Source organism: Symbiopectobacterium purcellii (genome assembly GCF_052050035.1).
In the GTDB taxonomy this organism is placed as follows: domain Bacteria; phylum Pseudomonadota; class Gammaproteobacteria; order Enterobacterales; family Enterobacteriaceae; genus Symbiopectobacterium; species Symbiopectobacterium purcellii_A.
The window spans coordinates 3255433-3265960 of sequence record NZ_CP189882.1 but is presented as its reverse complement, the minus strand read 5'-3'; the positions used below and the strand labels follow the sequence as shown (position 1 = coordinate 3265960).

At 50.3% G+C, this 10528-nt stretch carries 14 protein-coding genes; all 14 read right to left on the bottom strand.

Annotated elements, in window-relative coordinates; genetic code table 11:
• Positions 1-7 precede the first annotated feature (7 nt).
• On the bottom strand, positions 8-625 hold the full coding sequence (locus tag ACQGXV_RS22545) for a tail assembly protein (protein WP_440863211.1): 618 nt from the start codon (positions 623-625) through the stop codon (positions 8-10).
• On the bottom strand, positions 609-1337 hold the full coding sequence (locus tag ACQGXV_RS22540) for a C40 family peptidase (RefSeq protein WP_440863210.1): 729 nt from the start codon (positions 1335-1337) through the stop codon (positions 609-611). Before ACQGXV_RS22540 ends, ACQGXV_RS22545 begins: the two co-directional genes overlap by 17 nt.
• A gap of 3 nt (positions 1338-1340) precedes the next feature.
• Positions 1341-2093, bottom strand: coding sequence for a phage minor tail protein L (locus tag ACQGXV_RS22535; protein ID WP_440863209.1), 753 nt, complete (start codon positions 2091-2093; stop codon positions 1341-1343).
• 12 nt (positions 2094-2105) lie between these two features.
• Entirely contained in the window at positions 2106-2459 is a 354-nt protein-coding gene (locus ACQGXV_RS22530; RefSeq protein ID WP_440863208.1) for a phage tail protein, read from the bottom strand.
• Positions 2456-5767, bottom strand: a complete 3312-nt coding sequence (locus ACQGXV_RS22525; protein ID WP_440863207.1) for a phage tail tape measure protein — start codon at positions 5765-5767, stop codon at positions 2456-2458. Before ACQGXV_RS22525 ends, ACQGXV_RS22530 begins: the two co-directional genes overlap by 4 nt.
• 37 nt (positions 5768-5804) lie before the next feature.
• Positions 5805-6272, bottom strand: a complete 468-nt coding sequence (locus ACQGXV_RS22520) for a hypothetical protein (RefSeq protein WP_440863206.1) — start codon at positions 6270-6272, stop codon at positions 5805-5807.
• A gap of 56 nt (positions 6273-6328) precedes the next feature.
• Entirely contained in the window at positions 6329-6604 is a 276-nt protein-coding gene (locus tag ACQGXV_RS22515; RefSeq protein ID WP_440863205.1) for a phage tail assembly protein T, read from the bottom strand.
• Positions 6605-6627: 23 nt separating this feature from the next.
• Positions 6628-7002 carry a phage tail assembly chaperone gene (locus ACQGXV_RS22510; RefSeq protein ID WP_440863204.1) on the bottom strand — a complete coding sequence of 125 codons (375 nt, stop codon included), beginning with the start codon at positions 7000-7002 and terminating at the stop codon, positions 6628-6630.
• A 17-nt stretch (positions 7003-7019) separates the two neighbouring features.
• A complete protein-coding gene (locus tag ACQGXV_RS22505; RefSeq protein ID WP_440863203.1) occupies positions 7020-7727 on the bottom strand; it encodes an immunoglobulin domain-containing protein in 708 nt (235 codons plus the stop codon).
• A gap of 59 nt (positions 7728-7786) precedes the next feature.
• Complete coding sequence (gp17, locus tag ACQGXV_RS22500) at positions 7787-8134, bottom strand: tail completion protein gp17 (protein ID WP_440863202.1); 348 nt, start codon at positions 8132-8134, stop codon at positions 7787-7789.
• A complete protein-coding gene (locus ACQGXV_RS22495; protein WP_440863201.1) occupies positions 8131-8580 on the bottom strand; it encodes an HK97-gp10 family putative phage morphogenesis protein in 450 nt (149 codons plus the stop codon). The genes gp17 and ACQGXV_RS22495 overlap by 4 nt, the downstream gene beginning before the upstream one ends.
• Positions 8573-8914: a phage head closure protein gene (locus ACQGXV_RS22490; RefSeq protein WP_440863200.1), complete on the bottom strand. Its 342-nt coding sequence runs from the start codon at positions 8912-8914 to the stop codon at positions 8573-8575. The genes ACQGXV_RS22495 and ACQGXV_RS22490 overlap by 8 nt, the downstream gene beginning before the upstream one ends.
• Complete coding sequence (locus ACQGXV_RS22485; RefSeq protein ID WP_440863199.1) at positions 8911-9210, bottom strand: head-tail connector protein; 300 nt, start codon at positions 9208-9210, stop codon at positions 8911-8913. The genes ACQGXV_RS22490 and ACQGXV_RS22485 overlap by 4 nt, the downstream gene beginning before the upstream one ends.
• Before the next feature lie 89 nt (positions 9211-9299).
• Positions 9300-10520 (bottom strand): phage major capsid protein, encoded by a 1221-nt coding sequence (locus ACQGXV_RS22480; protein ID WP_440863198.1) that lies wholly within the window; start codon positions 10518-10520, stop codon positions 9300-9302.
• Between the last annotated feature and the right edge of the window lie 8 nt (positions 10521-10528).

Sequence of the window (10528 nt, the reverse complement as noted above, 5' to 3'; positions counted from 1 at the left end):
ATAATGATTACTGCTGATCTTCTGCGTAAATACCCGCAGAGATAATCGCGCCACCGATTCGGCGACGGCCATAGAGGATCGGCACCGGATCCCCCTGAGCAATGGAGTTAACCGGCCCACCGAAAGCGTATGAGGGTTTGTTGTCGGGAGATTCACGCATAGCAATCCCGCCCTGAACGGGCGTTAGCATCTGCACCACTCCGCCAAGCATCATCGATGCCCCCATCATTCCCATACCGAACGCTAGTTTGGGCCAGAGAAACCCAATTCCATACGCAGGGCCAAGAATAAGAGAACTGGCTAGTAATACGGCCCCAAAAATCGTTTGAAACATTCCCGCCTTCTTGCTCCCGATAATGACGGGAGCAATACGGATTTCATGACTGACATTAAAATCCAGCTCATCACGCGTAAGATTTCGCTTACCGTCAAATACCGCATAGGTCAGCCCCCGCGCTTTACTCGTCAGTAGAAACTTCTCAAAGCCGGGGATGACTATGCTTAGCGCCTTGATAGCCTCCTGACGGCTTTCAACCGCCAGACGGTGCACGCGCCCAAACGTTGCACCCAGGACGCCATAGAGACGGATGTTTTTTAGGGGTTGGTACTCAATGGCTACCGACATTAACACCTCCTGTATAGCGCAAGCGGGTTATGGTTCTGTCAAACCAGTAACCGCCATAGGGGATTTTTTGGCTCAACTGGTTATACATATGATGGAGCATTTCACCGTTTCCAACATAAACCCCTGCGTGGTTTGGCTCGCTGGCGCGTACTTGCATAATGATCACGTCACCGGGTTGTAGTTCACCACTGACAGCAGTAAATCCCGCCTCGGCGTAATGTTTCATGTAAAGGTTTTCGCTACGGTTCCACCATCCATCGGCGCGTTCAAAATTGGGCAGCGTTATGCCTCGTTCCAACAGATACCAGTCACGCACAATGGCATAGCAATCCCAGATGCCATGCACAAAAGGACGCCCCAGCAACGGCTTGATACTCTCCGCAGGCATAATGGTGCGAATATCCCCCTCCGGCCAACTGGCGATCACCCAAGGCAGTTGCGACACATCACACTCAGCCTGATCAACATGACTAGGTTGTGTGGTGGCATCCGGGTGACTGTGGACAATGGCAATGATGGCCCCGCTATCTTCCGCCTCTGCGTAATCCTCCGGGTTCATCGTGAAATGTTCTTCTGGCTCCAGCGCCTGATTACGGCAGCGCACATAGCGTTGTTTCCGCCCGGTCTGGATAATTAATCCGCACGCCTCATAGGGATAGACGTGCTCAGCATGTGCCAGTATTTCTGTAATGATTAATTTGCTGAGTTTCACTATTCACCTCTTAATCAGCGCGGAGCCGGGAAAACCGCCGAAGGGCAATTCGGCATCTTCACCAAATCGCAACTTACAGCCTGTCGATAGCAACCCCGAGCATTCATCCAGCGCCGGATCGTCAACAGGATTGCCATCCGCATCAAAAAAGTTTGTGCCGGTATAACCACATGATGCCCCGCGATACTGACCACGCATGCACCAGGTGCACAGACTGTGTATCTGCCGGGTGGGGATCATGATGCCTTGCAGGTCTGCCGGGGATGACAATTTAAAGGTCACTGACTCATCATCCTCTGCGGTCTTGCTGTCGATGTACCAGACCTCTAATCGTTCCTGCGTTGGATCTGCGTCGGCATTACCTTTGGGGAAATTACGCGCATCAAGATAGTGGGCAAACGTAGTGTGAACGCGCACCGTGGCTTGTGCCAGATTCTGATAAGCCAGACAGAGCGCCGTAATGGTGCCATCGATATTACCCACCGTCAGTGTGGGCGTGGGGGCGCTGCCGTCGCTGGTCATTTCCAGCCCTTCGACCTGCGTTGGCCAGGCTTTGTATTCTTTGCCCTGCCACCAGATCGATTTTGCGAGTATCTTTGCTGCATCGTCACCCGCTTCCTCAATTTCCTCCGAGGTATGAGCGATAGCATGACTGTGGAAGTACAATTCCGGGCCATCAAATGCGGTGCAATCCACTTCAAATAGACGCACGCGATCGCCCGGCTCCAGTTTTTGGGAGTCGGTGTTTATAGCCATGATTAGCCTTGATTACGGATGATAGGCGGTGACAAACGTTGCGGTGAGTTGAAATACCTGGTCGCCACGACTGTTTTTACCCAGCGCCGTAACGTTAAATCCGTCAGGGCAGCAATACAGCCCTAACTCAGAGAATGGGTTTACCCATTGAAATGCGGTATAGCCCTTGTGACGTCGCAGGAATGCAATAATTGGCTGAACATGGACATTATCGCCAACAAACGTTAACGGCCAGCTTTGTGACTCGCTGTTAATCCCATCGCCTGCCCGCTGGGTGTACCCATCATCGAACTGTATCGATCGGGTTCGTTGTGTAAATGCGCCCTCCGGGTTAACGCGAGGGCAAAAATTAAAGGTTTCCATCATCCTCCCCTACGCCCATTTCTTGCTGCTGATAAAACGCCACCTTGTCCCAAATCCTTTTCACGCAACTTACGGTATTCTTCCTGAATTATTTTCGTGAATGTACGAGCGAAATCCTGATTACCATTACCCGCAACAGATGTTGTGCCGTTTTCATTAATGGTTACGTAGACGTTGCCGCCATTACTAACGGTAGATGTATCTGGCATGATCGCCCTGACACCGAGCGAACCATTTGCAGCACGAGTGAGTGGCATGATGGCTTCTGGTCCTGCCTCAGCAAACACCCCTGCGCCTTTAGCAAAAGCAAAAAGCTGTGGTGTACTGTATACACCTCCACTGTAGGCGCTGAGAGATGGAGAGTCATAAACTCCGCCCTTAGCATTGGGGACATAGGACTGCCACCCCGTACCCATCCCCATTGCCCCGGTACTGCCAGCGCTTGCAGCGCCTGCAATTCCCGAAGCAGCAGAGAGTCCGATGCCAAATAAACTGCCGATTGAGCTGGCTGCGTTGGCAACCATCATATTCACCAAAACGTTCTCGATAATTTTAAGAACGCTAACACCCCAGTCTTTCCAACTATCAACGTTGCCATTGAGCATTTCAGTGATTGACCCCACCGCACCGCTCATGGCTGTCTTCATCCCTTGAGATGCCTGAGTAGTATAATCGGTAGCCTCATCAGCCCAATCGGCAAAACCATCACGCATGCCGCCCATCCAGTTATTGCGCTGGTCATCAAGCGAGGAGTAATACACCTGCTGGTCACTCAGGCGTTTATCGAGATAGCGCTTATTCAGGGAAATGGCTCGATTGAAAAATTCGTCATCAATTTCACCCGCCTGATGCTGACGCCGTAGCTCATCATCTTTCTGGATAAACTCGCGGCGAATGCTGATCATTTCCTGCATACGTTCACGAACGCGGGAGCCCTCACCAAAACCAATAAAGTTCGCGTCATTAGCTGCTTTAGCGTTGGCATTGGAATCAATCAGACCATTTTCGTATTCAGTAGCCTTCTTACGTATTTCTGCCTGGTCTATCAATGCAGCATTGCGTAAAATCTCCTGCTTTTGAAGACTGGAAAGGGTCGATAATTCACCCTGAGAGGTTTGATACGCCATTTTTGCCAGTTCTGTGTTTGAACTCCCCAGCGCCAGCCGTTCACGTTGTTGCTTAATCAGGCGGTCATAGGTATCAACCGCTTTTTCTTCTTCACTTTTTGGCCCTTTTGCTGTGGGTTTATTGGCCTCGATATTTTTCCACTCCGCCACACCATTATTGATATATTCCTGCCGTGCTTTTTGGTCTGAGGGAATATGAGTAAACCCAAGCGAATCGGCGGCATAAGCAAGACGTTGCCGCTCTCTTGCTTCACCTTTAAGTTTTGATATTTCCAGATCCTGACGACTTTTTTCCAGCGCATCCGTTTGCTTGTCTGTTAAGGTAGCGTCAGGAACTCGAAACGGGAATGACGCGCTACCCTGACGAGCGGATAATAGGACATTACCCAGAGATAGCAGACGGTTAAATTCGGTGTGCTGTCCATTCATTCGCAGAAGAGATTGATAAGCAGCATTCTGCTCAGCAGCTTGTTGTTGAATTAAAACCACGCGGCGATGTTCTAATCTTGCCAAAACACTTTGAATGTCTTGAGATTTATTCTGAAGACGAGAAAGACGATCCTGCTCAACGGATAAATTGTCTGTTGCCGCTGACAGTCCATTAGTTGCCTCTTCAACGCTCATCAAGTGGTTAATCATATAACCATTGATGGTTAGCCCTGCGTTTGCCAGCATTTGCTGATAACCCTCAATCTCCACTTTGATTAACCGAACCTTTTCTTTTTGCTCATCAATCAACCGGTTCTGTTCGGATAACGATGACTTTGCTTTATCATAATTATCTACCGTATCGGCTAAAGACATAGCGCCTGATCGCTGGCGAATTTCTTCAATAGTAGTAGCGTATTCCTGCGCAGATCGTCGGGCTTGTTCTTGGTTTTGGTACATTGAATACCAGGAGCCGCCAGCCAATAGAAGCGCGGCTGGCCACCCCCCGATAAGTCGCAACATGCCACCAGCCAATCTTGAGCCTACAGCGGTAATGCCATTTAATGCAGTTTGAGCTGTTGTACGCGCAGCTATGTTTCGTGACAGTGAATTTTGCGCAGCATTCAATCGGACCTCTGCCGCCGCCTGAGCATCAGTTCCGCGCGCAGCGACTAATGCCTGCTGAGCGCGGTAAACAGCAGCACGAGCGCGAGCGATAGCTATTTGAGTTCCTCGAAGTTGCGCTTCAGCTAAAGCAACCTCACTTTTTGCGGCTGAAATAATGCCCGCCGTAGCGCTGTATGCTCCGTTAGCCATATTCCCAAAATAGCGGGCGGCACCGACAGCCACCAGCGCCCCGGCTGCGGTTGCTACATCGTCAATATTACCTGCAAGTTTATCCAGCGTACCGGAGAGCGTGGCCGTCACGCCGGATGTCTGATTAACACCACCTACCCATTGCTGAAAAGCATTTTGCACTTTCGTTACCGATCCACCAACGGTGGCTGGCATTGCCTCAAACTCTTTTTGCATCGCTCCAAGCTGGCTAATGAGCGCAGGGACAACTTTGTCGGCCGTGAGCTTTCCGTCATCAGCCATCGCTTTAAGGTCTTTACGCGCAACACCCATCCCTGCCGCCAGAGCACGAATGACGCGATCACCATTTTCGTTTACAGAGTTGAACTCTTCACCGCGTAGGACGCCTTGCGCCAGCGCCTGGCTGAATTGGGTAATAACAGAACTGGATTCCTGAACACCAGCACCAGAAAGTTTAAGGCCGGTAGCCAATGCCTCAGTAACCTTTAATGCGTCCTGCGATGAGTAACCGTATTCGCGCAGTGAAGCCGCAGAACGGGCAAATAACCCTGCATTATCTGCAAAAGCGGTTCCTGTTCTTTGGCTAAGAGCCATTAACGCAGACTGGTTACTGGTAAAATCCTGCGTAGACGTTGATGCTTGTTTCAGGCGGGCATTAACCAAATTCCACTGATCAGCAAGATTAATCAGATGCCCGGTAGCGAATGCGCCAGCGAGTGCACCGGTCATGCTCAACGCCGTAGATTTAACCGACGCAAGCTGTGCATTGACTTCTGCCAATGCGCGTTGACTTTCACGCGACGCTGCCGCCGCTTGTCGCCCACCATTTTGCATGGTTTTGTAATAGTTTTCGCCCATACGCGAAGCACGGGCGATCTCGGACTGAAATGATTGTGAATTGGCTGAGATTTTTATGATTAATTCGCGCAGGGTTGCCATTTTTTCTCCGGCTGTAAAAAAACCCGCCGAAGCAGGTTTATTCTCTCACGTAATTATTACTTAGGTTAAGTATTCCCTCGCTAGATCTTTTTTTGTTCACTTGCTTTAGAAATTTATTCTTAACAGGAATGTCATAACCAGCTGATGCACAATTTGAAGATATTATATCTTGATCATACTGCTCACCTGTCAATTTATTAAAATCCATAGTCGGCGCAACGATAATACCGTCATTATTTCTCACTACAAAGTTAGAGAACAACTGCTTACCAGTAAAAGCACCAAATGAATTTTTAGCATTCATGTATCCGCAATATATCCCTGTTTTATCTGGATAAGGGTAATCTCCATGATAAAACTTAACAGAGTCAGGATCTTTCAAGTTTTCTTTTACTAACTCCTCGACTGCTAATATTTCTTCTTCTGTGATTGGTCTGCTATTTGCGAATGGTAAATAAATAGTAAAAATGAATAAAGCAAAAAAAATCTTCATCTCTATAGTCATCAGTAACAAGTGGTTACAAACTACCACCAGTTGACGTAGGGATCTATACATGAACGCTAACTCGCCGCCATAGAAAGAAACGCCTCCAGATTGCCAAACGGATCGGCCTCATCCTCTTCCCTGCCTGACCAGTCGAGCATTGCGTCAGTGAGAGGCACTTTTACACCCTGAGCCCCCCAAACAGCACTGACAATCTGCGCCGCTTGAATGTCGCCACGCGTATCACTGATGGGGGAAAGTTTGTCGTACTCAATCCACATCATCAGTTCGCTGGCCGTCATCGTCTGGCGCATTTCTGACAGCGTGCGCCCCATGCGGAGCGCCAGCGCCATCAAAAACTGCATGCCAGGCTGAGCTACTTTTTTTTGGCTATCTCCGCGTCGTTGATGATGTCCAGCGCCTGACGCAGCAAGCGACTGTGTACAGGACCATAAACGCATTCCACCTCTTCGAGATCATCGACTGAAAATACAGGCTCACCCTCTTCATCGCGCAGAATATCGATAAACAGCGTGGCATCAGCGTGAAGATTACGGCGGGCGCGCTCAGATATACACAGAGTTTCTTTGTCGTCGTCGGTTTTCAGTGCATCCTGCCAGCGCAGCCAGGCTTCGGCGGTGGGTTCGCGTAGCATGACTTTCACCCCCTCCCACTCTGGCACCTCGATAGCCTTGGTGAGAAAGCCAGCACCGGGAGCCAGAGCCAGAGATTTAATGCTTTTCTTTGCCATGCGTTTGTTGCTCCGGGTTAGCTGATGGTGACAGTGCAGGATGCGGAGGTGATTGTTACCGGGGATGGTGCCGAGTCTGTAACTTCACAGGTATAGACGCCTGCATCTCCTGATTCGGCCGCTGCCTTATTGAATGATGCAGATGTGCGACCACTGATCGCGGAACCACCTTTCAGCCATTTGTAGGAATACGGCGCGATACCACCATTCACCGCAACGGCCATCGCCAACGCAGCACCCTCAGCCACCGTTTTTGTCGATGGAAGATTAGTTGTAAACGCCAGTGGACCGGGCGCAATGTTTGTTGGCTTGCCCTTTAGCCGCAGGGAGAACGTTGCAGCCACCACGTTGTTGGTGCCTGACGACCAGGTGTGCTGGCGCACCTCTGCCAAAAACTGGAAGCCGTTACCGGACGGGAAAATCACCTGGAAGGCATAGCGCGTGTCATTGTCGTAGGCATCTCGCAGGGCATCCTGCGCTGGATTACGGTAAAAGTTACCGGACAATGAAATTTCAGACGGCGCAGGCAGGCCGTTGATGTTCTCCGTTTCGTCCGAACACAACGTTGTTACGTCGATATCGTTTTTCTGTCCACCAGTGAACTGAATTTCTTTAATGGTGCAAGTCAGATCGAGAAATGTGGCGGTATCAATCCCCTCCAGCGTGGTTGGCGCTGACGAGATTCGGATCACCGTTTTCTGTGACTTTTCATACAGTGATGACATGGCTGTCTCCAAAATAAAAAACCCGCTCTATGGCGGGTCTGGATGATGAGGATGTAGGGTTAGTCGATAAACTGTAGTTCTACTGTAGCCCGGTACAATGCTGTTTCGGTGTCAAATTCCTGAGTGAGCATTTGATGGGCAGGTGCAAGGGGTGATACTGCGGCAATAACAGCACTGCGTATATCCCGCGCCTGGGCGATGGTTGTGGCGTAAACATCAAACTGAACGGACGATGCGGTTTCTGCTGGGCCACACAGCACATCAGCGGATAGTTGGGACACAAACGAGAACACCACCCACGGCGGCGAAATCGCGGGCTCTCCTTCGCTATTCAGCGGAATGATATAGGGATAAACATTACCGTTTGCTATTCCGGTTATTAGTGGATGAATATCGGTTTCTGTCATTTACTCAATGCCTCGTCGATAGCGGTATTCATGCGTTTGATAGCCGCCTCTGCCGCCATTTCTTGTGCTGTATCGAATGCAGGGCGCACAAAAGGATGCGCAGGCATATTCACTGTACCCATTTCAACAAAGCGCCAGTAAAAGACATTGCGTGGGTTTTTCGCCTTCATAGTATTATCGCTGTTACCCGTTCGGGGATTAACACCGCGAATATGTACGCCAGATGATATTTCCCCTTTTCGCCGTGATTTCTGAGTAACCACCACAACGTTTTTGCGCATTTTCCCAGTGCGAACCGGGGCGCGGGCAATAACCTCCTCTTTCAGCACTTCGGCACCGGCGCGAGTAGCATCACGCAGTACCTTGTTGTTTTCGGCCCGACTCAGTTTTTCCAAATCCCTTGCAATATCGTCCAGGCCGGAAAAATCAAGACCAAAATCAATCACGTTTCACCCCCAGCTTGCACAATATTTCCAGTCGGGTGCACTTACCGTCTGGGATGGGTGGCCCGATAACGTCCAGTGTTAAGCCTTTAAACGGCCCGTTCAGGCACAGTAACCGTGACGCCGCCGATACATCACGGCGGTGACGCATCCACACACGAATTGTCGCCTCAGCAGATACCGCCCCTGAAGCCACCAGCTCACGTCCGCTTATAGGTGCGACCTCGGCCCACACAGTAGCAGCATCAAACCACGTCTTGATGAGTTGCCCGCTGGCATCGCGTGTTGTGGTGAAGTTCTGGATGGTGACGCGGTGGCGCATTTTTCCGATGTTCATAGCGGAATAAACCTGTAAGGTTGCAGTATTGAGAAAAATCCCGCTGGCAGGCTCTGCGCCTCACGATTTTCATACCAAAACCCAACCGCAAGCATCAGCGCCAGTTTAATATCCGACGAGATCACCAGCCCCTCACTTTCGTTTTCAGGCACCGCAGCATCATATAACTTACGGTTAATATAATTCTCGGCCCTTCCCTTTGCCGCCAAACAGTAAAGCGTAAGCATCTGGTCTTCGGTAGCGTCATCGCTGTCTATTCGGCACTGATTGCGCAATTCATCAATCGTTGGGACCATAGAAAGCACTCCGCCCGCAACCCGTTACCAGATTGCGGTCATGAAAAAACCGCCTAAGCGGTAAACGTTGTCAGTACAGTGATTGTGCCTTATGCGGGCTTGCCCACCAGCGCCTTAATAGCCGCGACATCTTCCAGTACGCAGTCAAAGCGATGGAACGCGAGGAATGCAGTCTGGTCGTACTCAGCGTAGCGTTCAACCAGGCGCTTAAGCGTCATGTACGTGATTCGGCGGATGATGAAGCGGTTAAAATCTCCCAGGAATGCGAACTTTTTACCCGCTGCAATGCTGCCGATAGCCTGATCGATAACGTATGGAATGTTCAGAATCGTAGCGGGAGAACCGCCGACGATATCAGGAAGCCATAGCGGGCGCTTCTGATCATCAACCATCTCTTCGATGATTTGGAGTGTTGAATCGTTGAACGCCCAGCGGTATTTAGGTCCACCTCGATACGCGGGGTCAATGGCGTGCTTGAGGCTATTCATCTCTTTCCATGTAAATGCAGCAGCGGCAGCGGTATTAACCGTCCCCGTCACGGACGTTACAAGTCCTTTCGGTTGAACCGGAGCACCAGCGCCCGTCCCTTGTACCAGATATTTGGCCTCACCGCGCCCAATGCGCTGCCCGATGCGCCCAGCTAAATAGGCTTCAATATCAACACCGCTATCTTGCAGTAATTCATTAGAGACGCGAATGATTTTGGATGACAGTTTTTTTGCACCCAAGATCGCTGTACCAAAGCTCACATCTTCTTCCGATGCCTCGGTATTTTCACCCAGCAATTCGCCTTCTTCAGAAGTGCCGTCAGACGTTGACCAGGTGATGTCCTGACCATTAGATGTGTTGAGAATCTGCGCTACGCTGGCAATGCCGCCGTAAGCCTTCATTGAATCGACAATCTTATTCAGCATCTGCGTTGGGACGGTGTAGCCACCCTTTGCATCTGGCGTAGTGCCCTGAGCGCGCAATTCTTTCAATGCCTGGCGTTCTTCACTGGTTAATTCGGCAAAACCATTACGCAGGAAGCGATCGAACGCAGCAACGCGTTTTTCTTGAGCTTGCGCAGCCGGATCGCCATTATTTTGCTGGCGCTGTTCCTGCTCGTTGTCATTAACATACAACTGATCTTGACGGCGCAACTCGTCTTCACGAGCAATCTGCGCATCCAGACCGTCCAGTTCAGACTTGGCTTTATTCCACTCAGTACGCTGCTCATCAGTCCATGTGTTTTCACCGATTTTGTCATGCAGGGCGCGCATATCGGTGGCGATGGTGTTACGTTTTTGCTTCAGTTCATGATATTTCATGTCTTTCC

What these genes read in the sequence shown, in the direction of transcription:
- ACQGXV_RS22485 (WP_440863199.1), bottom strand. Translation starts at nt 9,210, where the DNA reads ATGGTCCCAACGATTGATGAATTGCGCAATCAGTGCCGAATAGACAGC.
- gp17 (WP_440863202.1), bottom strand. Translation starts at nt 8,134, where the DNA reads ATGACAGAAACCGATATTCATCCACTAATAACCGGAATAGCAAACGGT.
- ACQGXV_RS22520 (WP_440863206.1), bottom strand. Translation starts at nt 6,272, where the DNA reads ATGACTATAGAGATGAAGATTTTTTTTGCTTTATTCATTTTTACTATT.
- ACQGXV_RS22490 (WP_440863200.1), bottom strand. Translation starts at nt 8,914, where the DNA reads ATGAACATCGGAAAAATGCGCCACCGCGTCACCATCCAGAACTTCACC.
- ACQGXV_RS22480 (WP_440863198.1), bottom strand. Translation starts at nt 10,520, where the DNA reads ATGAAATATCATGAACTGAAGCAAAAACGTAACACCATCGCCACCGAT.
- ACQGXV_RS22535 (WP_440863209.1), bottom strand. Translation starts at nt 2,093, where the DNA reads ATGGCTATAAACACCGACTCCCAAAAACTGGAGCCGGGCGATCGCGTG.
- ACQGXV_RS22515 (WP_440863205.1), bottom strand. Translation starts at nt 6,604, where the DNA reads ATGGCGCTGGCGCTCCGCATGGGGCGCACGCTGTCAGAAATGCGCCAG.
- ACQGXV_RS22545 (WP_440863211.1), bottom strand. Translation starts at nt 625, where the DNA reads ATGTCGGTAGCCATTGAGTACCAACCCCTAAAAAACATCCGTCTCTAT.
- ACQGXV_RS22525 (WP_440863207.1), bottom strand. Translation starts at nt 5,767, where the DNA reads ATGGCAACCCTGCGCGAATTAATCATAAAAATCTCAGCCAATTCACAA.
- ACQGXV_RS22530 (WP_440863208.1), bottom strand. Translation starts at nt 2,459, where the DNA reads ATGATGGAAACCTTTAATTTTTGCCCTCGCGTTAACCCGGAGGGCGCA.
- ACQGXV_RS22505 (WP_440863203.1), bottom strand. Translation starts at nt 7,727, where the DNA reads ATGTCATCACTGTATGAAAAGTCACAGAAAACGGTGATCCGAATCTCG.
- ACQGXV_RS22510 (WP_440863204.1), bottom strand. Translation starts at nt 7,002, where the DNA reads ATGGCAAAGAAAAGCATTAAATCTCTGGCTCTGGCTCCCGGTGCTGGC.